At 67.6% G+C, this 26146-nt stretch carries 21 protein-coding genes and 1 pseudogene; 6 read left to right on the top strand and 16 right to left on the bottom strand.

Annotation, left to right across the window (positions count from 1 at the left end):
• Window positions 1-208: 208 nt before the first annotated feature.
• The 15 genes and pseudogenes from F792_RS0104105 to F792_RS0104035 all read right to left on the bottom strand — a co-directional run bounded on the left by F792_RS0104105 (window position 209) and on the right by F792_RS0104035 (window position 19779).
• Window positions 209-666 (bottom strand): annotated as a pseudogene (locus tag F792_RS0104105) (hypothetical protein).
• 50 nt (window positions 667-716) lie between these two features.
• Window positions 717-3077: a bifunctional diguanylate cyclase/phosphodiesterase gene (locus tag F792_RS0104100; protein ID WP_038084362.1), complete on the bottom strand. Its 2361-nt coding sequence runs from the start codon at window positions 3075-3077 to the stop codon at window positions 717-719.
• A 67-nt stretch (window positions 3078-3144) separates the two neighbouring features.
• Window positions 3145-3609, bottom strand: coding sequence for a rhodanese-like domain-containing protein (locus tag F792_RS0104095; protein ID WP_051080696.1), 465 nt, complete (start codon window positions 3607-3609; stop codon window positions 3145-3147).
• A 223-nt stretch (window positions 3610-3832) separates the two neighbouring features.
• Window positions 3833-4036: a cold-shock protein gene (locus F792_RS0104090; RefSeq protein WP_018143924.1), complete on the bottom strand. Its 204-nt coding sequence runs from the start codon at window positions 4034-4036 to the stop codon at window positions 3833-3835.
• Window positions 4037-4442: 406 nt separating this feature from the next.
• Window positions 4443-6341, bottom strand: a complete 1899-nt coding sequence (locus tag F792_RS0104085) for a M48 family metalloprotease (RefSeq protein ID WP_018168473.1) — start codon at window positions 6339-6341, stop codon at window positions 4443-4445.
• Window positions 6342-6569: 228 nt separating this feature from the next.
• Window positions 6570-7958 carry a metalloprotease PmbA gene (pmbA, locus tag F792_RS0104080; RefSeq protein ID WP_018168472.1) on the bottom strand — a complete coding sequence of 463 codons (1389 nt, stop codon included), beginning with the start codon at window positions 7956-7958 and terminating at the stop codon, window positions 6570-6572.
• A 78-nt stretch (window positions 7959-8036) separates the two neighbouring features.
• Window positions 8037-8300 carry a hypothetical protein gene (locus F792_RS0104075; protein WP_018143927.1) on the bottom strand — a complete coding sequence of 88 codons (264 nt, stop codon included), beginning with the start codon at window positions 8298-8300 and terminating at the stop codon, window positions 8037-8039.
• A 35-nt stretch (window positions 8301-8335) separates the two neighbouring features.
• Window positions 8336-9778 carry a metalloprotease TldD gene (gene tldD, locus F792_RS0104070; protein ID WP_026305890.1) on the bottom strand — a complete coding sequence of 481 codons (1443 nt, stop codon included), beginning with the start codon at window positions 9776-9778 and terminating at the stop codon, window positions 8336-8338.
• Window positions 9779-9932: 154 nt separating this feature from the next.
• Window positions 9933-10763, bottom strand: a complete 831-nt coding sequence (locus F792_RS0104065) for a carbon-nitrogen hydrolase family protein (protein ID WP_018168470.1) — start codon at window positions 10761-10763, stop codon at window positions 9933-9935.
• Between the two features lie 64 nt (window positions 10764-10827).
• Window positions 10828-14739, bottom strand: coding sequence for a YhdP family protein (locus F792_RS0104060; RefSeq protein ID WP_038084334.1), 3912 nt, complete (start codon window positions 14737-14739; stop codon window positions 10828-10830).
• Between the two features lie 144 nt (window positions 14740-14883).
• Complete coding sequence (locus F792_RS0104055) at window positions 14884-16425, bottom strand: Rne/Rng family ribonuclease (RefSeq protein WP_018143931.1); 1542 nt, start codon at window positions 16423-16425, stop codon at window positions 14884-14886.
• 77 nt (window positions 16426-16502) lie between these two features.
• Window positions 16503-17612: an AI-2E family transporter gene (locus F792_RS0104050; protein WP_018168468.1), complete on the bottom strand. Its 1110-nt coding sequence runs from the start codon at window positions 17610-17612 to the stop codon at window positions 16503-16505.
• On the bottom strand, window positions 17609-18097 hold the full coding sequence (locus F792_RS0104045) for a hypothetical protein (RefSeq protein WP_018168467.1): 489 nt from the start codon (window positions 18095-18097) through the stop codon (window positions 17609-17611). The genes F792_RS0104050 and F792_RS0104045 overlap by 4 nt, the downstream gene beginning before the upstream one ends.
• Entirely contained in the window at window positions 18094-18840 is a 747-nt protein-coding gene (locus tag F792_RS0104040) for a type 1 glutamine amidotransferase (protein WP_018143934.1), read from the bottom strand. Before F792_RS0104040 ends, F792_RS0104045 begins: the two co-directional genes overlap by 4 nt.
• Window positions 18841-18846: 6 nt before the next feature.
• Entirely contained in the window at window positions 18847-19779 is a 933-nt protein-coding gene (locus F792_RS0104035; RefSeq protein ID WP_018143935.1) for a LysR family transcriptional regulator, read from the bottom strand.
• A 187-nt stretch (window positions 19780-19966) separates the two neighbouring features.
• Between F792_RS0104035 and F792_RS0104030 the strand changes: the two genes are divergently transcribed.
• The 3 genes from F792_RS0104030 to rpmG all read left to right on the top strand — a co-directional run bounded on the left by F792_RS0104030 (window position 19967) and on the right by rpmG (window position 22301).
• Window positions 19967-21712 (top strand): bifunctional diguanylate cyclase/phosphodiesterase, encoded by a 1746-nt coding sequence (locus F792_RS0104030; RefSeq protein ID WP_018168466.1) that lies wholly within the window; start codon window positions 19967-19969, stop codon window positions 21710-21712.
• A 169-nt stretch (window positions 21713-21881) separates the two neighbouring features.
• Entirely contained in the window at window positions 21882-22118 is a 237-nt protein-coding gene (gene rpmB / locus F792_RS0104025; RefSeq protein ID WP_018143937.1) for a 50S ribosomal protein L28, read from the top strand.
• Window positions 22119-22130: 12 nt separating this feature from the next.
• Window positions 22131-22301 (top strand): 50S ribosomal protein L33, encoded by a 171-nt coding sequence (rpmG, locus tag F792_RS0104020; RefSeq protein ID WP_017941410.1) that lies wholly within the window; start codon window positions 22131-22133, stop codon window positions 22299-22301.
• Between the two features lie 245 nt (window positions 22302-22546).
• Here rpmG and F792_RS0104015 read toward each other — a convergent pair whose 3' ends face one another.
• Window positions 22547-22777 carry a hypothetical protein gene (locus F792_RS0104015; protein WP_018143938.1) on the bottom strand — a complete coding sequence of 77 codons (231 nt, stop codon included), beginning with the start codon at window positions 22775-22777 and terminating at the stop codon, window positions 22547-22549.
• Window positions 22778-23151: 374 nt separating this feature from the next.
• Between F792_RS0104015 and F792_RS0104010 the strand changes: the two genes are divergently transcribed.
• Genes F792_RS0104010 through mutM form a run of 3 tightly spaced genes read left to right on the top strand, consistent with a single transcriptional unit; the run spans window position 23152 to window position 26125 of the window.
• Window positions 23152-24366, top strand: a complete 1215-nt coding sequence (locus F792_RS0104010) for an EAL and HDOD domain-containing protein (RefSeq protein ID WP_018168465.1) — start codon at window positions 23152-23154, stop codon at window positions 24364-24366.
• Window positions 24367-25317, top strand: coding sequence for a hypothetical protein (locus F792_RS0104005; RefSeq protein WP_018168464.1), 951 nt, complete (start codon window positions 24367-24369; stop codon window positions 25315-25317).
• Window positions 25310-26125, top strand: coding sequence for a bifunctional DNA-formamidopyrimidine glycosylase/DNA-(apurinic or apyrimidinic site) lyase (gene mutM / locus F792_RS0104000; RefSeq protein ID WP_018168463.1), 816 nt, complete (start codon window positions 25310-25312; stop codon window positions 26123-26125). Before F792_RS0104005 ends, mutM begins: the two co-directional genes overlap by 8 nt.
• Window positions 26126-26146 lie beyond the last annotated feature (21 nt).

Here is a 26146-nt window from a genome sequence, read left to right as displayed (position 1 = left end):
TCAGTGTAGCCGAGCTTTCGTCGCGAACCGCAACGCCGTCAGTGGGAACATTGGCCGAAGCCTGGCATTCAATGACTTGCGGCGTTGATGCCCCGCGTTCCTCGACCCGGAGTTACGTACCATGGGTGGCAACGGGCCGGTAGAACCGCGTCCACCCTGCGCAACACATGGAGCGCCGACGCGAGCGTGGACAAGGGCCAGCGTCGCCCTAACGCATGTACCCTAGCCCTCCTGCTGTTGCAGACGGACGATTTCGGCATCGGCCATCGGGACGACGCTCGCGAAGCCGTGGAAGTCCCCCGGGGCGTAGCCGCGACGAGCCGCGCCGGCCTGGCAGATGCGATATTCGATCACGCCATTCAGGGTCAGCCCGCGGGCACGCGTCATCAGCTGTTCGTGCGCGGGGAAATGCTCGCGCGCGAACAGCTCCAGCGCTCCGCCATGGACCACCAGGACGATGTGGCTGTCGAAGGGGTCGTCCTCGACCATCCGGCTCAGGTAGGCCGCGTGGTCGAGCACGTTCTGCAGGCCCTCGGGTGTCCCGGCGGTCACGTCGTACACGGCCCGCAGACCCTGGTAGCCCTGTTCCACCGGTGCAGCCGCGCCCCAGGGGGCTGGAGTCTCCCCTGCCTGAGCCATGACGACGGGCCCGGTCGCGAACCCCATCATCCATCCGGCGAGCAGGAGTGCCCGCCACCGGCGCTGGGTGTTTGCTGTCATTCCGCCTGTCCTCTCGGTTCGCGGTCCGCCTGGTTCGCCCCACCGGGCCCATCGGCCACCAGGGCCTCGAAATCGGCGACCGGCATGGCGTGGTGATACAGGTAGCCCTGAAAGCGCTGGCAGCCATGACGGACCAGGAAATCACGCTGGGCCTCGTTCTCCACACCTTCGGCAATCAGGCTCAGGCCCATGTTGTGGGCGATGGCCGCGATCGTCGCGACGATATTGGCGTCGTCCGCGTCGTGCTCGATGTCCTGGACGAAGGAGCGGTCGATCTTGAGCACATCCAGCGGGAGACGCTTGAGATAGCCAAGCGAGGAATACCCGGTCCCGAAGTCGTCCAGCGCCAGCGCCACCCCTCGCGCGCGCAGGGCCTCCAGATTGGCAGTCAGCTGCGGCGAGGCATCCGCCATCACGCTCTCGGTCACCTCGATGTGCAGCCGCTGGGCAGCGGCCCCGGTCTCCTCCAGGATGCCCGTTACCTCGTCCATCAGGCGCGCCTGGCGCAAGTGATGCGGCGACAGGTTGACCGAGATCGGCAGATCCTCCAGACCTGGCCGGCCCTGCCAGGCACGCAATGTCTGGCAGGCCTGGAGCAGCGCCAGGCGGCCTATCTCGAGGATCTGCCCGGTGTGCTCCGCCACCGGGATGAACTCGCCCGGGGAGATCCAGGTTCCGTCCGGCTGCGGCCAGCGCATCAATGCCTCGGCACCCAGGATGCGTCCCTCCGGGTCCACCTGGGGTTGCAGGTGGATCACCAGTTCCTCGCGCCCCAGCGCCTGGCGCAGTTTGCGTTCTAGCTCCGCCTCGCGCAGCAGGGTCCGCTGCATCGCCGGGTCGTAGAAGCGCACCGCGTTACGGCCCTGGTGCTTGGCCTGGTACATGGCGAAATCGGCCTGCTTGAGCAACTCCTCCGGCGTATCGTAGCCACGCGGGAACAGGGTGATCCCGATGCTGCCGGACATCACATGCTCGATGTCATCGATCCGGACCGGCTCGCGCATCGCCTTCAGCAGCTCGCCGGCGATGCGCTGGGCGTCGACCCCCGCCTGTGAACGATCGGGGCTCAGCTCCTCCAGCAGGGCAACGAACTCGTCGCCGCCCAGGCGCGCCACGATGTCCTGGTCGCGCAGTCGCGCGGTGAAGCGCTGGGCCAGGGCCTGCAGCAGGCGATCCCCGGCGGAATGGCCGCAGGTGTCGTTCAGGGTCTTGAAGTTGTCCAGGTCGATCAGCAGCAATGCGGCATGCCGGCGAGTCCGGTTGACCGTGTGGATGGCGTGTTCCAGATGCTCCAGCAAGAGTCGCCGGTTGGGCAGGTCGGTCAGCGCATCGCGAAACGCCAGGCGGGCGTTCTCCTCTTCGACCTCCAGGATGCGGCCGAGGCGCTGCGCCATGGTCTGCGTCACCTGCTGCAAGCGGGCGATCTCGGTCACCCGGGAGTCAGCGCGCAGATCGGTGTGGAATTCTCCATGGCCGATCCGGTCGAGGGTCTTCATGGCCTGCTGCATCGGCCGCAGGGTGCGCCCCAGCCAGAGGTACAACCCGCCCGCGATCAGCACGAGCACCAGGAAGGCGGCCGCATAGGTCAGCGCATTGATGAGGTTCTGGGTGGCGACCGATTCGGTCAGGTCACGCGACAGGACCACGTTGGCGGTCGGACGCTCGGCCGCGTATGGCGTTAGGGGCAAATAGACCACCTGCGAATGCCGACCATCCAGATCCACGCGCCCGGCAGTCGCCTGCTCCTGCAGTCGCCCACTCAGCGAAAGGGACATCGAGAATGGCGCGGTGAGGGCCAGTGGCCCGCGACCATCCAGCAGCGCGGCACGACCGCCGATCGCCTCCGCCATGGACTCGAGCGCCGAGGTCGACAGATCGCGCAGTTGCACGACACTGCCGATGGGATTCCCGCCACGATAGACCGGGATGGCCAGACCGGCATAGATTCGCTCGCCGGGCACATGATGCAGCCCCTCGTGGAAGCGCCCGTCAGCCAGCGCCGCCTCCGCCAGCGGCACGCGCTCGCCACGGTTGCCGTCGGAGTCATAACGCACCGTGCCCTGCGCATCCAGGACCACGATCCGGTCCGCGATCCCGCCGGCGCGCAGGCGGTTGTACAGCGGGTCCGCGTAGGTGCTGATGCCCGCGTCAGCACGCATGGCGCCAATCAGCGCCTCGTTGCGTGTCACCGCGGTCGCCTCGGCGCGCATGCGCTGCCACTCGTTCTCCAGGGTCTGGCGCCAGGCGGCCGACTGGCCCTCCACGCCGAGCCGGTCGAGGCGCTGCTCCGCCTGACCGACCGCAAGGTGCGTGCCCATCGCAAGGGTCCCGGCAAGCACGAGGAGCCCGGCGAACATGACTGCGGTCAGGACCGTCTGGAGCCGTATGCCCTTGCCGGAATGCGCGTCTGCGGCGCCCACGCCGCTATTCGAAGGGATAGCCGGAGCGGATCCACTCGGGAAAGCCGCCGGGAAAGTAGTAGAGATTGGTGAAGCCCCATCCGAGGGCGCGGCGCGTGGCCGCCTCGGTGCGCCAGCAGTCCCGTTCGTTGCAGTACATCACCACCGGGGCGTCCAGCTCGCCGATGAACTCCAGCAGGCTCTCCCGGGTGAAACGATTCCGCTCGTCATCGAGGTCGCGCATGATGGTCAGGTTGCGGGCCTCTGGCACACGCCCCGCCTCGAAGTCCGCGCGCAACCGCGTGTCCACGAAAGGGACGCCCTCGCGGAACAGCGCCCAGGCCTCGGATGCCTCGATGGTCTGGGTACCCGGGATCGCTGCAGGCGCGCGATAGGGGCCCTGGGCCGCAGCCACATTCCCAACGACCAGCGCCAGCAGCGCCCCGAACACCGCTATCCAGCGAGGCAATGCTCGCCCGGCGCGGCGCACCCGGGCGCGGGTTTGACGATATCCAGCGATCATGCGGGAACCGTAGCACGTCGCTCGGGCTGCGCCACACAAAAAAGTCTTCCCTGGACACGTTCTATCGTGGTTCTGCCTCGCCAAGTCCATCCGGCAACGCCCGCCCCGAATTGCAGCCAGAATCGTGCACAAAAAAAGCCCCGCACTAGGCGGGGCTCTCTCAACCTGGCGCTTGCGCGCCGGGGTTGTCTTACTGAGCTTCGACGTTCGCGGCGGCCGGGCCCTTCTGGCCCTGCTCGACGTCAAACGAGACGCTCTGGCCTTCTGCCAGCGACTTGAAGCCGCTACCCTGGATGGCGCTGTGATGGACGAAGACGTCCTTGGAGCCATCAGACGGGGTAATAAAGCCAAAGCCTTTTTCGTCGCTAAACCACTTCACTGTACCTGTAGCCATTTCGGTTACCTCTGCTTGTTCATAATAGATTGGGTTTTCGAGGGGAGGAGAGACTGGAGGGCAACCGAACGACGATGGAACTTGATCGTGATTCTACGCGGCCCCAAACTAACTGGGACCGGAACTGCGAATCTTAACGCCCCTTTCGGGGTGTCGCCTGGTGCTGCATGGAGCCTGTTACCGTTACCTCGCAGCTATTGTCCTCCCAAACCGCTCTCAATTGAAAGTGTTTTTTCGGATTTTCTTGATGTACGCCCGGAAAATCGTTTGTTATCCGTCGCTTGAATGGGAATTTAATTTGGATTCAGGTGCTTATTTCCCACGTGGAAGCGGTTTCAAGGCGTTACCGACCGGAACCGACACGCCTTGAGGGGCATCGGCCGCACCCTCATGCGCACCGCGCCCGCTACCCCAAACCATCAAACAGCCCCTCCGGTGCCAGCGGCAACGGGACGTGCAGCGACGCCGCCATCACTCGCAGCAGCTCAACCTCGGCCGGCACCACCTGCCCGCCATGGCTGACGGTGGTCACCATCGCCCGAATCAGCGGGTCCTTGTGGCGCATGCGCAGGGCATCCAGCTGTTCCAGCACGTGGTCCAGCACATTCGCCCATGCGCGCGCACCGGCCGCCCCGGTCAGGGCCTCGGGGATCTCCACCGCCAGCGGCAGCGCCCCGTCCAGGCTGCCAATCCCGGCGGTCAGCGCGGCCCGCGCCGCCGCCGGGTCGTCCGGATGGCCATGGTGGGCCAGCACCGCCAGCAGGTAATGCGCGCTCTGCCTGTGGGCGTCCAGCGTGGCAGTCCTGGGGCGGGACGCCGCGGCAGGATCCTGCACATCCCGCAACTGGCGGCTCAGCATGCGCCCAAGGGCATACTCGAATACCGCCACCCGGCCATCGGCATGAATCAGCCGCTCGACCAGCCCCTGCAGGCGCGTGCGCTCCTCGGCTGAAAGCCGCCGCAGCATCGGGAATCCCAGCTCCAGAAGCGGCAGGCGCAGGTCCTCGCGCAGCGCAGGTTCCGCTGTCTGCAAACGACGAACGGCCTCTCCGCGCGCCTCCCCCAACGCCTCGGCAATCATCATCAGCTGCCGCTCGCGCACATCCGGGTCCGCATGCAACAGGAGATACAAGACCACCTCGATCGCCCGCGCATCCGAGCGCGCGGCCCAGGCCAGCGGCCCCGGAATCGCAGCAAGCAACATGCCGGCACCGAGAATATGGGTCAGTGCCGGGTGGCCGCCGAGGGCATCCCCCACGGCCTCGGCGCCCGGCAGGCGGCCCTCGCGTTCGCGCTGCATGCCGTCCACCGCGCGCTCGTGCGCCCGCTGCCGCACCCGGGCATTCAGCTGGTCGCGCAGGCGCTGCAGATCCCGGGGCTCGAAATGCGGCTGCAAGGTGCGGATACGATCCAGCAGGGGTGGATGGGTCTCGAAGATCTGGCCGATCGCGTCGCTGGCGAACAGCATGTGAGTGATCTCCTCGGTATTGCCGTTCAACCCGGCATAGCGGGCCGCGACCTTCTTCAGCGCACCGGCCAGGCCGTCCGGCTCGCGGGTGAACTGCACGGCATGGGCATCCGCGAGGTATTCGCGCTGACGCGAGATGCCGGCCCGGATCCAGCGCGCCAGGGCCAGCCCGGCATAGCCCACCACGATCAGGGTGACGCTGAGCACACCCACCCCGGTATCGGCCATATCGCCCTTGTGTCGACGCCGGCGCCGCGCCAGCCCGCCCTGCCCCAGCAGCGCCAGAATCTCGATCCCGTAAAGGATGCCGATCAGGCGCATGTTGAGGCGCATGTCCCCATTGAGGATATGCCCGAACTCGTGCGCGACCACACCCTTCAGCTCGGCGCGCTCCAGGCTGTCCAGCGCACCGCGGGTCACGGCGATCACCGCATCGTTCGACGCAAAGCCGGCGGCGAAGGCGTTAATACCGAGGTCCTGCTCCAGCACGTAGATATCGGGCACCGGCACCCCGGAAGCAATTGCCATCTCCTCGACCACGTTGCGCAGCTGCCGCCGCTGCGGATCCGCCGGGTTGCCATCCACCCGGATGCCGCCCATCTCCTGCGCGATCAGCCCACCGCCGCCGGCGCGCAGCCGCCAGCCCCGGTACAGACTCGCAAGGACGATCAGGCCCGCGGTGATCCCCATGGTCCAGGCGATGGCCTCGGTGCCGCCCCCCATGGCCCAGACAATCAGGCCCAGGGCCCCGACGATCACCAGCACGGCCAGGCCGAACAGGGCCAGTAGCCAGCGCGTCCTGCGCTGTGCCTGCTCTTGCTGCTCGAAGAAGTTCATGGCCGCTCCTCGCCACCGGGATACGACCGTATTGCGGAGGGCGGACGGTCGCGCGTCACGGGGCCATGCAGCCCTGCAGCCCTAGGGAGACGCTGATGTAATCGCGCGCTCGCGCTCGAGTCGCTTTTGCGCGCGATTCAATCAGCGTCTCCCTAGGCGAGAGTAGCAGGGTGGGTGATGCGGGGAAACGGCCGGTCATGCCCGCACAGACAGACCGGAAAGAGCCGTTCAGTCGCCGGCCACCGTCATGGATTCGATCAGGATGGAGCCGGTGTGGATGTTGCCGCGGCGGTCGACATCGGTGCCCACGGCCGCCATCCGCTGGAACATGTCCTTCAGGTTGCCGGCGATGGTGATCTCCTCCACCGGATACTGCAGCTCGCCGTTTTCCACCCAGAAGCCGGCGGCCCCGCGGGAATAGTCGCCGGTCACCGGATTCACCCCCTGGCCGATCAGCTCGGTGACCAGGAAACCGGTCCCCATCTCGGCCAGCAGGGCGGCGAAGTCCTTGTCGCCCGGGGCCACGGTCACGTTGCGCGCACCCCCGGCGTTGCCAGTGGCCTCGAGGCCCAGACGCCGCGCGGCGTAGCTGTCGAGGGTATAGCTCTGCAGCACGCCGTCGGCGATCAGCGGGCGGTTGCGGGTGCGCACGCCCTCCCCGTCGAACGGGGCGCTACCCAGCGCGCGCGGCGTCTGCGGGCGTTCCTCGATCTGCATCCACGCGGGGAACACGTTCTCGCCGATGGCGTTCAGCAGGAACGAGCTCTCGCGGTACTGGGACGGACCGGCGATCGCACGGGTGAAACTGCCAATCAGGGTGCGCGCCATCTCCGGGGCAAACAGCACCGGGCAGTTGCGGGTCGACAGCTTGCGCCCGCCCAGCCGGCGCACGGTGCGCTCGGCGGCCTCGCGCCCGACCTGCTCGGCGGCGGTCAGATCCTCCGCGTGGCGTGCGACGGTATAGGCGTAGTCGCGCTGCATGCCTGCTGCGTCGCGCGCCACCAGCGCGCAGGACAGGGAGTGCCGGGTGCTGCGATACCCGCCCATGAACCCCTGGCTGTCGCCGAGAAACGCAATGGCCCGCCGCGTGCTGACGCTGGCACCCTCGGAGTTCTCGATCCGTTCATCCGCCGCGAAGCCGGCGGCCTCGATGGTACGGGCCAGCTCGGTCGCCTCGGCGGCGCTGCAGCCCCAGGGGTGATCCAGGTCAAGGTCGTCCCACTCGCTCGCCTTGAACGCGGGATCGGGCATCCCGGCGTACGGGTCCGGCTCGGTGTAGCGGGCGATGCGGCAGGCCGCCTCGACGGTGTCGATCAGGGCCTGGTCACTGAAATCGGTGGTAGAGGCGGCCCCCTTGGACTGGCCGAAATAAACGATCAGCGAAAGACTCTGGTCACGCTCGTGCTCCAGGGTTTCGATCTCGCCCTTGCGCACCCCCAACTCCAGCCCGACGCTGTGACTGACCACGGCCTGGACGTCCGAGGCACCGCGCGCGCGCGCGGCCTCCAGCGTGCGCTGAACTCTCGTCTGCAGGGAGTCCGGCGAATGAGAAAGGGCCTGGACCCCGTCTTCCTGGGACACGGGTTCCGGGATGGCGCGTTCGGGAGATGTACTCATGCAGGGTTCCGCTACTCGATGACTGATCTGGGGGCGATACAAGGACACCCCGGGCCGGATGGCCCGGGGAAGGGATGACTAGTCGACCCGGGCGCCGTGCTTGTGGACCGCGCCGGCGTTACCCCAGCGCTCCAGGTCGTCGACGTGCACACCGACCCAGTAGAGCATGCCGACGCTGTCACGCGTCCAGCCGCCCACCAGGTCCTGGCCTTCGCTCAGCTCCACGTGGTGGGCGAACTGCTCGGCCTTGTCGCGCGCGCGAAAGACATGCCACTGGACGATCTTGTCGTGGCCATGCCCTTCCGGCAGGGAACGTTCCTGTTCGAGAAAATCGAGATTCATCTGTGCCTCCTTGGTTGCATCGGGCCCCGCAGCCCTCAGGCTGCCTGGGTACCGCCCACGGTCATGCCGTCAATACGCAGCGTGGGCTGTCCCACGCCGACCGGCACGCCCTGGCCCTCCTTGCCGCAGGTGCCGACGCCGGAATCGAGCTTCATGTCGTTCCCGATCATCGACACCCGGGTCAGGACATCCGGGCCATTGCCGATCAGGGTCGCACCCTTGACCGGGTACGTCACCTTGCCCTTCTCCACCCGGTAGGCCTCCGAGGCGGAGAACACGAACTTGCCGGAGGTGATATCCACCTGCCCGCCACCGAAGTTGACCGCATACAGGCCGTCGTCCACCGAGGCCAGGATCTCTTCCGGATCGGCGTCGCCACCGAGCATGTAGGTATTGGTCATGCGCGGCATCGGCAGCCGGGCGTAGGACTCGCGGCGGCCATTGCCGGTGGACTGCGTACCCATCAGGCGGGCATTCATCTCGTCCTGCATGTAGCCGCGCAGCACGCCATCCTCGATCAGCACGGTCTGCTGAGTCGGATTGCCTTCGTCGTCCACGTTCAACGAGCCGCGGCGGCCCTCCAGGGTGCCGTCGTCGACGATGGTGATGCCCTTGGCCGCCACCTGCTCGCCGATGCGTCCGGAGAAGGCCGAGGTCCCCTTGCGGTTGAAGTCGCCCTCCAACCCATGGCCGATCGCCTCGTGCAACAGGATGCCCGGCCAACCGGGCCCGAGCACCACCTTCATGCTGCCGGCCGGCGCGTCGCGCGCATCGAGATTCACCAGGGCCTGGCGCACCGCCTCGCGGGCATAACCGGCGGCGCGGCCATCCTCGCGGAAGTACTGGTAGCCGTGACGACCGCCGCCTCCGGAGGTGCCGGATTCGCGGCGCCCGCCCTGCTCGACGATCACCTGGACGTTCAGGCGCACCAGCGGGCGCACGTCAGTAGTCATCTCGCCGCGGGCATTCAGTACCAGCACCACCTCGTGCACCCCGGCCAGCGAACACATCACCTGGGTCACGCGGGAATCCTCGGCGCGGGCGACGGCATCCACCTCCTTCAGGAGGTCGATCTTGGCCTGCTCGCCCAGCGAATCGAGCGGATTGTCGGGGGCGTACAGCGCCGGCCGCGAGGACGCGCGCGAGGCAACCGCAATGCGCCCGCTCTGCCCGGCACTGGCAATGCTGCGCGCGGTCTTCGCGGCCTCCAGCATGGCCGGCATCGCGATGTCGTCGGAGTAGGCGAACCCGGTCTGCTCGCCGCGCACCACACGGATGCCAACGCCGCGTTCGATGTTGAAGCTGGCGGATTTCACGATGCCGTCCTCCAGCGACCAGCCCTCCTGGCTGGAGAACTGGAAGTAGCAGTCACCGCCATCGATACCGTGACCGAAGGTGGTGCCCAGAAGGGCGCTCAGCTCGCTTTCGCCGAGACCGGCGGGGTCGAGCAGGGTCTGTTGCGCAAGGCGGTCGATCATGAAGTCCTCTCGGGTTCCGTAAATCCGCTGTTCCGTGTCCATCATGGGGGAGCAGCTGTCGGCCTTCAGTATGGAGCTTGGGGCACGCCGTTCGCTTTCAAGCGCGCGGCCGTTGCGGGTATATCGCCACCCTGACCCAGGCCAGGGTGCGGGGTCAGGTGGTTTTGGGGCACGGCAGGCGGCGGTGGTCCACCGCCGGGAAGCTGCTCCGGATGCGCGCGGCCTGGGTCGGATCCAGGTTCGCCAGCAGCACCCCGGGGTTGCGCTGCAACTGGCCGACCACCCGACCCCAGGGGTCCACCAGCGCGCTGTGGCCGTAGGTTTCGCGGCCGTTCACGTGGAAGCCGCCCTGGGCCGCCGAGAGCATGTAGTACTGGTTCTCGATTGCGCGCGCCCGCAGCAACACGTCCCAGTGCGCCTGCCCAGTCTGCGCGGTGAAGGCCGCCGGCAGGGCGACCCATTCCGCATTCTGGTCCAGCAGGGCCCGGAACAGTTCGGGGAAGCGCAGATCGTAGCAAATCGCCAGGCCCATGCGGCCGACCGGCGTATCGACGACCACCACCTGATCGCCCCGATCGAAGACCTTGGACTCGGTATAGGCCTCGGTGCTGTCCGGCAGGCACACGTCGAACAGGTGGATCTTGTCGTAGCGCGCCACCTGCTGCCCGCGGTCGTCGAACACCAGGCAAGCCGAACGCACCCGCTCGGAGTCCGGGGTCTGCAGCGGGATGGTCCCGCCAACAATCCACAACCCCAGGCGCCGGGCCTGCTCCGCGAGAAAGGCCTGCAGCGGGCCCGCGCCATCGGCGACCTCCGCGATCCCGAGGATGTCCGTCTCCTGCATGCCCATGAAGGCAAAGTTCTCCGGCAGGACGGCCAGGCGGGCGCCCTTGTCGGCGGCCTCCTGCAGCAGTCGTTTCGCCTCCAGAAGGTTCGCCTGGGGCTGGGGTCCGGAGGCCATCTGGATGGCCGCTACCTGAGTCATGTCGCTCCGATCATCTGGTTACCGGGGCCGGTTATGGCGCCCGCAACGCCGATCCCTGCCGGCGTTAGTCGTTATCAGTCCCTTCGGCACCTGCGGCCGGTTGCACCAGCACGCGCACCTGCGGGTCGTCCCAGGGGCCCGTCACCGAATATTCGACACGGGCCGCCTCTTCTATCTGATCCCCAATCCCCAGCACGCGTTCCGCAAGCAGCACCACGACCCCGGTCACCGGTCCGCCCACCAGCGCCCCGACAATCGGCAGCGCGGTACGCAGGCTGGGCACGACCACGATCTCGTGATCGTAGTCGCGCGCCACCAGCCCGGTGCGACCACTCAGGCGCACGCGCGCCGAGGGACCCTCCATGCGCAGGGCCGGCACGTAGAGATCACCATCGCGCAGTGTCGCCTCCGCGGTCAGTTCGCTGAAGGTCAGGCCTTCGGTGAACACGTCGCGGAAATCCAGCCGCAGCCGCCGCGGCAACACGTCCAGGCTCACCAGGCCGAGCAGGCGGCCGGCGCCCGGCTCGACATCCGCCAGACGCCCGTCCTCCAGGGAGAGTTCCATGGAGCCCGCCAGCTGCGCGAGGCGCGGGGCATACAGCGGCCCCGGCCAGGTCAGCGACAGCGAACCGTCACCGCTCCCCCCGACCATCGCACGCGACAACCCCGCCGACGCGAGCGCCCGGCCCCAATCACCGCCGGAGAGGCTCACGTCCAGGCGCGTCTCCGGCACACCACCGGTGGTCACCCGCCAGGCCCCGACAGCGTCTGCGTGCAGGTCACCGTCCGGGGTCCGCAGCTCCAGGTCCCGGACGACCAGTCCGTTCGGCTGCGGCTCCAGCCCCAGCTCGATGTCCGCGAAACGGTAATCCCCCAGCGCCAGGCTGTCGAGGGTCAAGTCCACGGCCGGCCATACGCGCGGGTCTTCGAAGCCCCCGACTGCGACAGGGTTCACCCCGGGATCGGGGTCCGCTTCTCCGCCCCACTCAAGCTCCTCCAGGACCAGGTGGCGCACATGCGCCTCCCAGCGGTCGCGCCCGCCCGCTCCCATCGGGCGCCAGCGGGCCTCGCCCGCCAGCCAGTCGGAAGTGGCCTCCAGATCCCAGCCCGCATCCCCGCGTCGGCCAAGGAAGCGCGCACCGGGCAGGTCCTGCTCGCCCCAGCGGATGCGGTCGCGGATATCCAGTTCCAGGCGGGTCAACGCGACCGCTCCCGCGGCTTCCCCGGCGCCCTCGCTGGCCGCGCCCAGATCCACATCACCACCCCAGGGGGCCTCGCTCAGGGCCTTGAGCCAAGGGTCGACCGCCAACTCCGGCAGACGCGCCCGCACCGAGACCCCCGCCCCCGGCAAGGCCAGGGCACTGGCGCGGGGCGCACCGATCTCCAGCGCCATGGCCTGCAACCCGATCCCGCGCGCGGCCGTACGCGGCTCGGCACCCCGTGCGGCCGGGTCCTCCGGCGCGGCCGCCGGTGACAGGCGCAGGTGTGCGCGCAGGACCTGCCCCAGCGTCAGGTGGCCGATACCGGCGCCGTCATGCCCGAGCGGCAGCACCAGCTCCAGCTCGCGGGCCGCCGCCGCGGACTTGCCGATCGGCTCCGGCCAGTCGATCGCGACCCCGACCAGGTCCGAGCGCAACTCCAGACGAACCCCGTCCACCGCCGGCCCCAAGCGCAGCTGGGCATCCCAGTGCGCCGCCCCGTCGAGATAGGGCGCAAGCTCCGGGAAATCCTCCAGCCACGGGGCCAGGGGTTGCGGACCGCGCGCCGTCAACCGCGCCGTCTCGCCATCCAGCGGCCAGTCCGCCCCCAGCGTCACCGTCTCGCCGTGAACCCGCGCGGTAACCCCGTCGGCCGTCACGCGATCCGCAGTATCGAACTCGACCCGTCCCTCCACGGCCTCGAGAATGGTCGGCCAGCCCGAGACCTCGGCGCGGATACCCCGCAGGTCCAGCTCACCGGCGACGCGGGTCGCGGCCATTCGGCCCGCCTGCAGCGGGAGGTTCAGCGACAGACCCAGCCGGGTCGGCCCGTCCAGCCGCGCCTGGTCACGGAGTTCGGCGGCGTCTTCCAGCAGCTCGGCCTGGCGCAGGTAGGCCAGAAGGTCCGCCGCATCGCCCTCTGCCGTGCCTTCCAGTTCGAGGACCGCATGCTCCATGTCCTCGATCCCGATCCGGGTGGCGCGCACCTCGGTGTCCAGAATGCGCCCGCGCGCACCCTCGGCGCGGAAGCTCGCGTTGTGGAACAGGACCCGGCCACTGAGGTCCTCGGCCCGCGGCCAGCCCTCCTGATAGTCGAGGATACCCGCCTCGACATCCGCCCAGAGATCAAACACACCCTCGTCGCCGGCGAACGGGAAGTCTTTCCCGCGCCCGCGATAGGCCATGCCGCCGCCGGAGGACGTGCCCGTAACGATGCTGTCCACCAGCCACTGGTAGGTGTTGTCCGGCAGGTGGTAAAGCGGCAGGTAGCGCGCGGTGTGATCACCGTCGGCACGCAGAATGTCCATCGCAATATCGACCCGGGGTCCGGCCGCGTGACCATCCAGCAGTACCCGCAGGCGGCCGCGAACCGCGGCATGGGCATTGGCGGCATTCAGGCCCTCGCCCGCCAGGCGCCAGTGTCCGGCATCATCGCGCTCGGCACGCAGCCGTCCACGCACCGTATCCAGCGGCACCGGATCGGCCAGCACACGCGGCAGGTCAATCTGCAGGTCGCGGCTGTCCAGCAGCAATTCCACACCGCCACGGCGCCATTGCATATACCCCGAGGCACCCTGCACCCCAAGCCCGTGATCCCCCGCGCGCCAGCCAAGGTCGTGCACATCGGCCTCCGCCCAGACAGGCTGCAGACGGCCATCCGCGCGGCGGGCCTCCAGCCGGGCGAAGTCCAGGGTGCCGCGCGGATGCAGGTCCGCGATCCGCTCCGCCAACTCGGGCGCCGCATCCTGAAGCAGCGTGAGCAGCGGCGCGTAAGGTTCCACTTCGAGATCGCGCGCGGCCATTTCCACCGCGTCCACCACCAGCCCCTCCGGCTTGCCCTCCAGGCGGTAGGCAAGGCGCAGATCGCCGGACCCGGGCTGGGTCCCGCTCCAGGACGAGCGGTGGCGATCCTCCTGCACCCGCCAGTCGAAACGATGTCCGATGGCCGGGCCGACCGGTTCCCCGGCCAGATTGAGGGTGGTTTCGTGCTCCCCACGCAGCCAGGCCATGCGCCCCTCGTCGAGCGCGCCCCACAGACGCAGCGCGGCCGTGCCCTCGGGCGCGGGCCAGCCGAGGTAGGCCAGCCACGGCTGCCAGGCGGTCAGGTCGACCGCATCGGCCCGCAGGAAGAAGCGCGCATCACGCAAATCCGCTGCGGGGGCCTTCAGCCCCAATTCGAAGTGCCCGCCCGCGGCCTCGCCATCCAGCACCCCTTCGAGGTGCATCCGCAGCGACCCGTCATGCGCCGTGCGCAGGGCGGCCCGGTCCAGCCACGCATCGGACTCTAGGCCGGCGCTGCGATCGTCCCAGACCAACCGGATGGCCTCGGCCTCGACATCCGGCCACTGCTCCACGGGGAGCGTGAACAAGCGGCCCTCGCCCATGCCAAGCTCGCGACCGTGCAGGGAAAAGCGTCCGTCGGCGTGGCGTACCAAGCGCAGCTCGACGCCCCGAACACGCACTGCGAAGGATGGATGGCGACTGCGCAGACTGGCCCCAACGCTCAGCGCGACCCCGATGTGGTCGATGGCGACCGGCTCACCATCCGGCATCGCCACGCGGACATCGCGCGCCACCAGCGCCGGCGACCAGCCGGTCCAGCCGAGCTCGATCCCTGCGGCCGTGACCTCGCGCTCGAGCTGCTCGCTGGCGGTGGTCTCGACCCAGGCGTGCAGACCATCCCAGTGCGGAAGCGCCAGGCGCAGCAGCACGATCACGATGACCAGCGCCAGGAAGGCGCCCAGCGCCACCCTCAGGATTTGTGACCGGCGTCTCATTTCTCCACCGGGGAGGCGCAATCCGACCCGCCCGGCCGACCGGGACCCGTATCCGTGCTGGGTCCGCACTGGCGATTCATCTTCGCGCCTCTTCCTCCCTGACGGAGACGGGGACCGGGTGCCTGTCTACATACTACTTGTAGATCAGACGAAGACCACGTCGAACTGTTCCTGGGTGTACAGCGTCTCCACCTGGAAGCGGATCGGGATGCCGACAAAGCTCTGCAGCTCGGCCAGGCTGGCGGATTCCTCGTCCAGCAGCAGGTCGATCACGTTCTGCGAGGCCAGCACGCGCAGCTCGCGCGCGTCGTACTGGCGCACCTCGCGCAGGATCTCGCGGAACAGCTCGTAGCACACCGTCTCGGCCGACTTCAGATAGCCACGCCCGCTGCACACCTGGCAGGGCTCGCACATCTGGTGCTCCAGGCTCTCGCGGGTGCGCTTGCGGGTCATCTCCACCAGGCCCAGCGGCGACACGTCGCAGGTCTGGGTCTTCACATGATCGCGTTCCAGGGCCTTTTCCAGCGCGCGGATCACCTGGCGCTTGTGCTCGTCGTCCTGCATGTCGATGAAATCGATAATGATGATCCCGCCGAGATTGCGCAGGCGCAGCTGGCGACCGATCGCCTGCGCGGCCTCCAGATTGGTCTTGAAGATGGTCTCTTCGAGCTTGCGATGGCCGACGAAACCGCCGGTGTTGATGTCCACCGTGGTCATCGCCTCGGTCTGGTCGAAGATCAGGTAGCCACCGGATTTCAGTTCCACCTTGCGCTCCAGGGCACGGTGGATCTCCTCCTCGACGTTGAACAGGTCGAAGATCGGGCGCTCGCCCGGATAGTGTTCGATCCGGCCGATCAGCTCCGGCAGGTAGCGCTCGACGAAGCCGCAGACCTTCTGATAGGTCTCGCGCGAATCGATGCGGATACGCTCGATATCGCCCCCCACCATGTCGCGCAGGATGCGCTCCACCAGCGGCAGGTCGGCGTAGACCTCGGTCCCCGGCGGGGCCCCGACAGCCTGCTCCTGCAGGGTATCCCAGACCTTCTTCAGGAACGCCGTGTCGTTATACATGGCCTCGTGGTCGGCCAGCTCCGCGGCCGTGCGCACGATAAAGCCGTGCTGCGGCGCCAACTCGTCACGCAACTGCTCAATGGATGCACGCAGCCGTGCGCGCACGCCCTCGTCCTCGATGCGCGTACTCACACCGACATTGGACTGGTTCGGCATCAGCACCAGATTGCGCGACGGCAGGGTGATATAGGTGGTAAGCCGCGCGCCCTTGGAGCCCAGCGGGTCCTTGACTGCCTGCACCAGGACCTCCTGCCCCTCGCGCAGCAGCTCGCGGATACCCTCGCGCACCACCGGGGCCGGCGTGCCGGTGCCATTGCCGCCGGCCACGGGCGCCGCAGGGGCGTCGCTGGCAGACGGGCCGTTGCCATTGAGCTCCTCGCGCTCCACCGGGGCCACGTCGGAGGCATGCAGAAAGGCCGTGCGCTCCAGCCCGATATCGACGAAGGCTGCATCCATGCCCGGCAGTACCCGCACCACCCGGCCCTTGTAGATGTTCCCCACGATCCCGCGGCGGCGGGCGCGCTCCAGGTGCAGCTCGGTCAGGACGCCATTTTCCACCAGGGCCACTCGGCTCTCCTGGGGCGTCACGTTCATCAGGATCTCGGTTCCGGTCATGCGTTCTTCTTGTTCTTGATGTCACGGGCAGACCGCCGAACCCGCACACGGGCGGGCCGGCGATCAGGGATGTCGGGCTACTTGGTGGCGGCTTCGGCCGCGGCGGCCGCCGGCTCTCCAGAGGACTCCGGCGGCAGCCGCTGGGCGCGCGGCCAGGACTTGATCACCGCATGTACCAGCGTCGCCAGCGGGATGGCAAAGAATACCCCCCAAAGCCCCCAGATGCCGCCGAACACGAACACCGCGGCGATGATCGCCACCGGGTGCAGGTTGACGACCTCCGAAAACAGCAGCGGCACCAGCACGTTGCCGTCGATAAACTGGATCACCCCGTAGGCAATCAGTACCCAGGCGAACTCGGAGCTCAGGCCGAACTGGAAGTATGCGACCGCCGCCACCGGGATGGTCACCACGGCCGCGCCGATGTACGGAATGATCACCGAGATGCCCACCATGAACGACAACAGCACGGCGTATTCCAGCCCGAACCAGTTGAAGGTAAGGAAGGTGACCGCCCAGACGATCACGATCTCGATGAATTTGCCGCGCACGTAGCTGGCGATCTTCAGGTTCACCTCGGTCCAGACCTCGCTGGCCAGGTGGGTGTCCTGGGGCATGAAGCCGCGGATCCAGTTCAGGATCAGATCGCGGTCCTTCAACATGAAGAACACCATCAGCGGGACCACGATCAGGTAGATCACCACGTCCACCAGGTGCCGTGCCGAGGACAGCGAGAACGACACCACACGTTGCCCCAGCAGGGTCGCCTCGGCGCGAATGGCCCCCATCAGCTCGAACACCTGATCGTCACTGATCAGTTGCGGGTAACGCTCGGGCAACTGCAGCAGCAGGTTCTGGCCCTCGGAGATCATCCCCGGCAGCTCGCGCACCAGCTGGGTCACCTGGGCCGACATCAGCGGCACCACGCTGAACAGCGCCGCCACCGTCAGCGCCAGGAAGGCCAACAGCACAAGGGTGACCGCGAGGATGCGCGGGATGTGCAAAAAGACCAGCTTGCGCACCGCCCCCTCCAGCAGGTAGGCAATGATCAGCGAGGCCAGCAGCGGCGCCAGGATGCGCCCGGCAAAAACGATGATCAGGAATCCCGCGAGCAGCAGAAACGCCAGGATCACCACCTGCGGGTCGGTGAAATGACGCTGGTACCACTGGCGCAGGATATCGATCATTGCGAGGCCCCTCCCGGCGCCTCGTCATGGTCGGCATCCGTCTGTCGGGTCGGATCCTGGACGACGGCCTTCTCGTAGTGAGTCCGAAAGACCACCTCCAGCTCGTCGATCACCTCCACCGCCGGGCGCCCCTGCATCACGTGCTGGCCCATCAGGGCCGAGGTCTCGTTCAGCAGCTTGGAGCGATCCAGCATGGGATAGGTCGCGGAAAGCCGGCGCATCGCCTTGATGACGGACTCGCTCTCCGGACGCGGGATCGGCTCCGGCTCGGGAACCGGTTCCGGCGCGGGGGCCGGCGACTCCTGCTCCAGAAAACGGGCAAATTTCAGCAGGCTGGCCTGATCCTCGGTCGACAGCCGCGCGGCGATCTCGGCGATCGCCTTGGCCGGGTCCTCCCGGCCCTTCTTGCGCGCACCGCCGCGCACCGACCCGAGATCGCCCCCGGACAGGCCCCCCTCGTTGCCCATGCCCAGGGGTGGGATCATCCCTCGTCCTCGATCTTCAGGCTGAACACCGGCATCTTGCGGCGTTCCTGCATCAGCCCCAGCGTCTTTACCAGGGCCACCAGCACGTCCTCGGTCACCTTCTGCATCTCGCCCCATTCCATGCGCGCCTCGCCCAGGAGCTCGCCCATGTTCGGCGGCGGATTGTGCCGCGCCTCCATGATGATGTCCTCGAGCATCCCGGGCTTCACCTCGGGTCGGAACAGCATGCCATAGGTCAGCTCGTCCGGCCGGATCGCCAGCCAGTCGCCGTCGTCGTCCACCAGGATCGGCTGCACGTCCTCCGGCAGGTCGACGCGGCCGTTGACCAGCTGCAGCACCCGCCGGCCATCCAGTGCCTCGGCCAGTGCGTCGCCTTCCCCGGCCGCGGTCTTGTGCGCGGTCACGAAACGGGCGCGGTACATCGGGTCCTCGTGCGCCGTGCCACCGGCCTGCTCGGCCACCAGCAGCCCGCCCATACCGACGCCCACCACCGGACGCTTCGAGCGGCGGAAGATATCGATCAGCGACAGCTCGTCCGGGACCTGCGGATTCTCCTCGTGATCCGCCGTCGGCCAGGCGCCGCCCAGCAGCCACAGCCCGTCGAACTGGGCCGCGGAGCCCGGCAGGTCCTGACCCACGAACGGTCGGTAGTAGGAGAAGCCGATGTCGCGCTTCTCCAGCTGCGACTCGATCAGGCCGAGAAACTCGGAATAGGTATGCTGCACCACGCAGTAGTTCTTCATGTCACGTCAATCCTGTTTGAGTTCTGATGCGGGGGCGAGCGGACGCTGACCGGTGCAGTACCCGCGCAGGAACTGCATCAGCACCTCCAGCGTGGGTACGCGGAATTTCTGCCGCGCGTGCACCAGCGAGATCGGCCGTTCCAGCGGCGGCGACAGCGGCAACGCCACCAGCTCGCCAAGGGCCAGCTCCTTCGCCACCACCGCCTCGGACAGCACCGAGACCCCCATGCCGGCCACCACCGCGCCCTTGATCGCCTCCGGGCTGCCCAGTTCCATGCAGCCGCGCAGACTGCTGCGGTCGTATCCGGCGCGCCCAAGGTACTCCATGATGACCTCGCGGGTCCCGGAACCCTCCTCGCGGCATATGAATGGGCGTTCGATGAAGTCGGCGACGGTCACCGTGTCGCGCCGGGCCAGCTCGTGTTCCGGCGGCACGATCAGCCGCAGCTGGTCCACCAGACAGGGCTGGACCTGCAAGCTACGGTGGGTCACCGGGGCCTCGACGATGCCGAGATCGACACTGCCCTCCTCGACCATCACCACGACATTCTCGGTATTGCCCACCCGCAGGCGAATGCCGATATCCGGATGCTCGCGGCGGAATGCACCCAGCAGCGCCGGCAGCATGTATTCCGCCACCGTGGTACTGGCGCCGATCACCAACGCCCCGCCGTCCGCGCCCTTCAACTCGCGTAGCGCGGCCTCCATCTCTCCATAGGTGTCAAAGATGCGTTCGGCATATCGTTGTACCAGCCGTCCGGCATCAGTCAGGGTGACTCGATTGTGGTTGCGGTCGAACAGTCGGGTATCCAGCTGTTCCTCCAACTGGCGCACCTGAAAGGTGACCGCGGGCTGCGTCATATGCAGCACCTCGGCGGCGCGGGTGAAGGACAGCAACCGTGCCACCGTAAGAAAGACCTGCAAACGCCGATCGGCCATGCCGCTCCGCCAAGTAGAAGGTTCCAGACAATCAGGGAAACCCTGGTCGAGGAATGCTACCAAGCCCCCGCGACCGGCAACAGCGACCACTTCTCGCGACGCGGCGATTCCCGACCCTGCACGCAAACCGGCCCACTACGTCGATAACCGTGGCGGCACCCGAATGGCACAAACCGAAGGAACCGGAATGGCGCCGACCCCGTTTTCCACCTGGTCACATGCCCGCTCACAGGGGATCCCCGGAGGCTGGCGACTCGCCGGGGCCGCTGCCGTCCCGCTCCTGATGGCGCTGGTCGCGCTGATCGTATACGAGACCGGCGGCACCTCCACTGCCTACCTCAACTTCATCCTCATCCCGGTGCTGCTGGGGGCCGCCCTGTTCGGGCTGTGGGGCGGGCTGGCCTTCGGGCTGCTGGCGGGGTTGCTCCTGGGTCCGTTCATGCCCCTGGATACCGCCACCGGGGCGGCTCAACCCGCATTGAACTGGCTCACGCGCACCGGCATCTACATCGTCCTCGGGGGATTCTCCGGCTGGCTGTTCGACACCCTGCGCCGCCACTCGGAACGGCTTCTGGAACAGGCCTACAACAACCCCGTGACCGGCCTGCCCAATCGCGAGTCGCTCGAGCAGTATGCCCGGCAACTGATGACCCAGGCCGACGCCCCGCACGCCGCGGCCACCCGCGTGTTCGTCATCAGCCTGCAGATGGACAACTACCCGGACAGCATTGGCGCCCTGGGCTTCGCCGCCGAGCGCCCCCTGCTGCGGTCCATTGCCGAGCGCCTGCAGGCAGTGGCCGAGCCCGCCGGGGCGTCCGTGTTCCACATCCACGACGATCACTTCGCCCTGATCCTGCCCCACCGCAGCCGCAAAGAGACACTCGCCGTCACACGCGCCGCAATCGAATGCCTGCAAACACCTTTCGAGGTCTTCGAGATCCCGGTCTACCTCGGGGCCCACGCGGGCGTCTCCTCCTTCCCCTTTCACGAACAGGATGAACCCTCCCGACTGCTGACCAAGGCCTGGATGGCGATGCACGAGGCCAGTCACTCGGGGCGCCGCTATCGCAGCTACAACCGCCGCAGCAACGAGCACAGCCTGTACACCGTGGAACTCCTGGGCGAGTTGCAAAGCGCACTGGACGACGGCCAGCTAAGCCTGCACTACCAGCCGAAGGTCAATCTCGCGAGCGATCAGGTGATGGGCCTGGAGGCCCTGCTACGCTGGAAACACCCGGTTCGCGGCCGCATCCCTCCCGACCAGTTCATCCCGCCGGCCGAGCGCACCGGACTGATCCACAGCCTCACCGACCGGGTCCTTGATCTCGCACTGGCCGACATCGCCCGCCTGCGCGTCGAAGGCCTGGACATGCCGGTCAGCGTGAACATCTCGGCGCGCAACTTCCTCGACCCCGGATTTGCCGATCGCCTGCTGGAGAAGGTGCGCGTCTCGGGGCTTCCACCCTGCGCCCTGGAACTCGAGTTCACCGAGACCGCCCTGATGGCGGACCCGGACGAGGTGATCCGGGCCCTGCGTCGCCTGACCGAGTCCGGACTGGAACTCGCCATCGACGACTTCGGCACCGGCTATTCGTCGCTGGCCTACCTCAAACGTATGCCGGTGACGACTCTCAAGATCGATCAGGCCTTTGTACGGCAAATGCTGGAGCACCCGGTCGACGAGCAGATTACCCGCGCCAGCATCAGCCTGGCCCGGGATCTGGGCCTCAAGGTGGTCGCCGAGGGGGCCGAGGACGCGGCCACCCTGGCGCGGCTGCGCGACTACGGATGCAACGCGGCTCAGGGCTACGGCATCGCCCGCCCGATGCCGCTGGAGGCGATTATCGCCTGGGCCCACGACCGAGGCCTCGTTCCCGGCCTGTGCCCGGAGACCGATGAGCGAGCGGCCCTCAAGCGAGCAAACAACCGCTAACCGGATCGTTCACGTTCACACTCGAACCGATTGGCCTTTCGGGACGCGGCGTCCTGCTCCAAAGCCGCCGCGAATGTTCCCGAATTGATCAGCGCCTCCCTTGCACCCGCCCCGGGGCTACGCTATAGTCCGCCGTCTTTCTGGTAGACCCAAATTCCGGAGTCCCCCGATGGCCCGAGTATGTCAGGTGACCGGCAAACGCCCGGCGACCGGTAACAACGTTTCTCACGCTCACCGCAAGACGCGGCGGCGCTTCCTGCCCAATCTGCATTTCCACCGTTTCTGGGTGGAGAGCGAGAACCGCTTCGTACGCCTGCGCCTTAGCTGCAAGGGCATGCGGATTATCGACAAGCGCGGCATCGACGCGGTCCTGGCGGACTGCCGTGCCCGCGGTGAAAAGGTCTAAGGAGGCTTCACGATGGCTGCCAAGTCCGCACGCGACAAGATCCGCCTGGTGTCCTCCGCCGGCACCGGGCACTTCTACACCACGTCCAAGAACAAGCGGAACATGCCCGAGAAGATGGAGATCAAGAAGTTTGATCCTGTCGTCCGCAAGCACGTGATGTACAAAGAAGCCAAGATCAAGTAATCGCGCCCATCGGCTCGATTGCCTGACAACAGGCGAAAAAAGGCCCGGCCCGCCAACGCGGTTCCGGGCCTTTTTTGTGTTGGCGCGCGCGGTCCGTACCGGAAAACGCATTCGCGTTAACGCACCGTTTCCCACTTGCCACTCGGCTCATGGGGCTCGGCCACGCCTCGCTCAACGCGCCCGGTCCGCGCTCGAGATCATCTCGAGCGCGTCTGCATCCAGCCATATCCCCCGTTGACGCGGGCTCAGACCGGATCCGGCTGCCCGCCATCCCCTGGCGTCGCGGCCCCCTCGGCGGCGGTTTCTGCCCAGCGCGTCATCACGCGGCCCCAGCGGTGAGCCGTCGCCGGGTCCAGTTCGATCTTGGTATAACGCCCGCCATCGCGGATAATAACCCGCAGCAGCGGGACCCCCGAGTCGTGCAGGATCTGGCGCAACTCCACGACTTCTCCAAATGGCGCATCAATCGAATCCATGGTGCTTATGTCCCTCCCGAGCCGGCCTGCCGCACGCAGTCGTGGCCGCCCATCCGTTTTTGACCAAGGGAAACACTGATTAATGTACACGCTCGCGTTGGTACCCCAGGTTTTCCGAGACCCGGCGCGTCGTGCAGCGGGGAGTGACTCCACCCGCAAGCGGCGCAACGCAGGATCGGGGAACCTGGGGCGCCAACCCCGCAAGTTATTGAACGCCGAGGCTCGCACGCCCGTTGTTGACGAAAACGGGCGTGCGCACGGCGTTGCGGCTCCCTTGTGCAGAGTGACCGCACGGCAGTCGCCGCGTCTTGTTCGCACACCAAAGCGACTCGAGCGCGAGCGTGTACATTAATCAGTGTTTCCCTAGCGCAAGCATGCAACCAATTTTTGTCGGCCGGCAACCCATCTTTGACGATCAGGAGAATCTGGTCGGCTTCGAGCTCCTGTTTCGCGCTGGGCACCTGGATGCCGCTTCGGTCACCGACGGCGACCTGGCCACCTCCGATCTCCTGCGCAGCGCCTTCATCGACATCGGTCTCCAACACCTGGTCGGCGAACACCTGGCCTTCGTCAATCTCACCCGCGGCTTTCTCGAACACGAGGTCATCACCAGCCTGCCACCGGAACAGGTCGTGCTGGAGATCCTCGAGGATATCGAGATCGACGCCGAGGTCATCGCCGCGGTACGCCGACTGAAGGGCCGGGGCTTTCGCATCGCACTGGATGACTACCAGTTTCAGGAGAGCCATTCCGAGCTGGTCGAACTGGCGGATCTGGTCAAGCTCGATGTGCTCGCCCTGGGCGGCCAGCGCCTGGAACAGGAAGTCACCACCCTGGGCGCCTTCGACGTGGAACTGCTGGCCGAGAAGGTCGAAACGGCCGAGGCCTATGCTCGCTGCCAGGCCCTTGGCTTCAGCCTGTTCCAGGGCTTTCACCTGTCCTTCCCCCACGTGATCGAGGGGCAGCGCCTGGAGAGCCTGGAAGTGGCCCTGCTGCGCCTCCTGCGGGCGCTACAGGCGCCGGATCCGACGCCGGCCGAGCTGGAGGAACTGATCGCCGCCGAGCCCGGGCTCGCGATCCAGCTGCTGCGCATCGCCAACAGCCCGGCCTATCGCGGCTCTCGCCCGACCGATTCGCTCTACAACGCGATCCTGCGCCTGGGCCAGGGGCGCATCAAACGCCTGGCGATGCTGATGGTACTGCGTGGTACCGGCAATCCCACCCACGGGCTCGAGCAGGTCATGATCCGTGCCCGTATGGGCATGCTGATGGCGCGCGCCCTGGGCCTGCACCCCGAGGAGTGCGAACGCTACTTCACCCTCGGCATGCTCTCCGGGATGGATCGCGTGCTGGGGGTACCGCTGCGACACATCCTGGGCGAACTCCACCTGTCCACCGAAATGGAACAGGCCCTGATGGAAGGCGCAGGACCGCTGGCACCGCTGCTGGCGACCATCGCCGCCTTCGAAGGCCCGACACCCCCGCTGGACAACACGAATGCCCCGGTCCCGGCGCCGGTCTCCAGCCGCCTTTACCTGGAGGCCGTACGCTGGACCGAAGATTTGCTCGCCTCGCTGGCGGAGAACTAGATGCCCCCCCTTACCCTGCGCAGCCAGCTCATGCCGGAAGCCGCCGCCGGCCCCGAAACGGGAATGCACATCCGGCTGCGCGAACCCGCCGGGATCGACAGCGGGCCCGGCCACCTGGAGATCCGCCCGGGCCTGCACCCCCTGGCGCCGGATCACTATGTCGAGTACTGGACCGCCAGCGGCACGCCAACGCCGATCCACGAGGGGCCCGTCCGCCTGCTGGAACACGAGGACGTCCTCTTCGCGACCTGGAGCGGACCGGATAACGGCCTCCGGGAACAGACCGAACACGCCTACCGCGCCCTGCTGGCCGCCTGCCGAGCGCGCGGCTTCGAGCATTTGGCACGCGTATGGAACTACTTTGGCGACATCCATGCCGAGGAGGACGGGCTGGAACGCTATCAGGCCTTCTGCATGGGCCGCGCCACCGCGCTTGAGGCCCTGGAGATCCCGCTGGCCAGCATGCCGGCCGCCACGGCCATCGGGAGCGACCAGCGCCAGCTGGTCATCTACCTGATCGCCACTCGCACCCCGGCCGAGTCCCTGGAGAACCCGCGTCAGGTCAGCGCCTATCATTACCCGGCGCGCTACAGCCCGAAGAGCCCGACCTTCGCCCGCGCGACCCGCCTGGAAACCGCGAGCGGCCCACTCATCCTGCTCTCCGGCACCGCCAGCATCGTGGGCCACGAGAGCCGTCACCCTGACGACGTCGTCGCCCAGGCACGCGAGACCCTGGCCAACTTGCGGTCCCTGCATGACACCGCCGGCCACGAACTGCCACGCCCGGCCTGGCTGCGCGTCTACCTGCGACATCCGGAAGACCGGCCCAAGGTCGCCGCGGTCCTCGCCGAGCACTACCACGACGTCCATCCGGGGCCGATCGTCCAGTGGGTCCGCGGCGACGTCTGCCGGCGCGAGCTGCTGCTGGAAATCGAGGGCGTGCATGCCTGAACTGCCCGAGGTCGAGACCACCCGGCGCGGGCTCGCCCCCCTGCTGGCCGGGCGCCGCATCACGGCCTTCGAGGTCCGCGAGCCGCGCCTGCGCTGGCCGGTGCCGCCGGAGCTGGTGCAGCAACTGGCCGGCGCCCGGGTCCGCAGCCTGACCCGGCGCGCCAAGTACCTGTTGCTGGAGACCGATCGTACCGGCCTCCTGCTGCATCTCGGGATGTCCGGGAGCCTGCGCCACTGCACGCCCGAGACGCCTTTGCGCCGGCACGATCACCTGACCCTGCACCTGGACAACGGCTACCAGGTTCGACTGCACGACCCGCGCCGCTTCGGCTGTTGCCTGCCGCTCCCCGAGGGCGGCTTATCCCACACCTTGCTGGCCGACCTCGGCCCGGAACCCCTGGACCCGGAATTCGATGGCGACTCCCTGTTCCGCCGCAGCCGCGGCCGCCGGGGCCCGGTCAAGGCCTTCATCATGGATCAGGCGATCGTGGTGGGAGTGGGCAACATCTACGCCACCGAGGCCCTGTTCCTCGCCGGGGTTCGGCCCGGGCGCGCGGCCGGACGCGTCACGCGCGCCGAATACGAGCGCCTGGCAAGTCACATCAAGGCGGTGCTGGCGGCGGCCATTAAACAGGGCGGGACCACCCTGCGCGACTTCCTGCACGAGGACGGCACCCACGGCTACTTCCGCCAGTCGCTGCGCGTCTACGGCCGCGCCGGCGAGCCTTGCCCGGTCTGCGCCGAGGTATTGCGCACGCGCCGCATCGGCCAGCGCGCCAGCAGCTACTGCCCCGCCTGCCAGAAGTAGATCGACCCCACACGGGTCAGC

Origin of the sequence: Thioalkalivibrio sp. ALMg9, assembly GCF_000380625.1 — a bacterium.
GTDB classification, from domain to species: Bacteria; Pseudomonadota; Gammaproteobacteria; order Ectothiorhodospirales; family Ectothiorhodospiraceae; genus Thioalkalivibrio; species Thioalkalivibrio versutus.
Note: the sequence above shows the minus strand (reverse complement) of the source record. Positions and strands in the feature narration are given on the sequence as shown.

Coding starts and splice junctions, on each gene's coding strand:
- F792_RS0104075 (WP_018143927.1), bottom strand. CDS start 8,300: ATGAATCTCGATTTTCTCGAACAGGAACGTTCCCTGCCGGAAGGGCAT.
- F792_RS0104100 (WP_038084362.1), bottom strand. CDS start 3,077: ATGTTCGCCGGGCTCCTCGTGCTTGCCGGGACCCTTGCGATGGGCACG.
- F792_RS0104060 (WP_038084334.1), bottom strand. CDS start 14,739: ATGAGACGCCGGTCACAAATCCTGAGGGTGGCGCTGGGCGCCTTCCTG.
- F792_RS0104045 (WP_018168467.1), bottom strand. CDS start 18,097: ATGATCCCACCCCTGGGCATGGGCAACGAGGGGGGCCTGTCCGGGGGC.
- rpmB (WP_018143937.1), top strand. CDS start 21,882: ATGGCCCGAGTATGTCAGGTGACCGGCAAACGCCCGGCGACCGGTAAC.
- F792_RS0104085 (WP_018168473.1), bottom strand. CDS start 6,341: ATGAACTTCTTCGAGCAGCAAGAGCAGGCACAGCGCAGGACGCGCTGG.
- F792_RS0104015 (WP_018143938.1), bottom strand. CDS start 22,777: ATGGATTCGATTGATGCGCCATTTGGAGAAGTCGTGGAGTTGCGCCAG.
- tldD (WP_026305890.1), bottom strand. CDS start 9,778: ATGATCGACCGCCTTGCGCAACAGACCCTGCTCGACCCCGCCGGTCTC.
- mutM (WP_018168463.1), top strand. CDS start 25,310: ATGCCTGAACTGCCCGAGGTCGAGACCACCCGGCGCGGGCTCGCCCCC.
- F792_RS0104035 (WP_018143935.1), bottom strand. CDS start 19,779: ATGGCCGATCGGCGTTTGCAGGTCTTTCTTACGGTGGCACGGTTGCTG.
- F792_RS0104040 (WP_018143934.1), bottom strand. CDS start 18,840: ATGAAGAACTACTGCGTGGTGCAGCATACCTATTCCGAGTTTCTCGGC.
- F792_RS0104050 (WP_018168468.1), bottom strand. CDS start 17,612: ATGATCGATATCCTGCGCCAGTGGTACCAGCGTCATTTCACCGACCCG.
- F792_RS0104010 (WP_018168465.1), top strand. CDS start 23,152: ATGCAACCAATTTTTGTCGGCCGGCAACCCATCTTTGACGATCAGGAG.
- F792_RS0104030 (WP_018168466.1), top strand. CDS start 19,967: ATGGCGCCGACCCCGTTTTCCACCTGGTCACATGCCCGCTCACAGGGG.
- F792_RS0104055 (WP_018143931.1), bottom strand. CDS start 16,425: ATGACCGGAACCGAGATCCTGATGAACGTGACGCCCCAGGAGAGCCGA.
- pmbA (WP_018168472.1), bottom strand. CDS start 7,958: ATGAGTACATCTCCCGAACGCGCCATCCCGGAACCCGTGTCCCAGGAA.
- F792_RS0104090 (WP_018143924.1), bottom strand. CDS start 4,036: ATGGCTACAGGTACAGTGAAGTGGTTTAGCGACGAAAAAGGCTTTGGC.
- F792_RS0104065 (WP_018168470.1), bottom strand. CDS start 10,763: ATGACTCAGGTAGCGGCCATCCAGATGGCCTCCGGACCCCAGCCCCAG.
- F792_RS0104005 (WP_018168464.1), top strand. CDS start 24,367: ATGCCCCCCCTTACCCTGCGCAGCCAGCTCATGCCGGAAGCCGCCGCC.
- rpmG (WP_017941410.1), top strand. CDS start 22,131: ATGGCTGCCAAGTCCGCACGCGACAAGATCCGCCTGGTGTCCTCCGCC.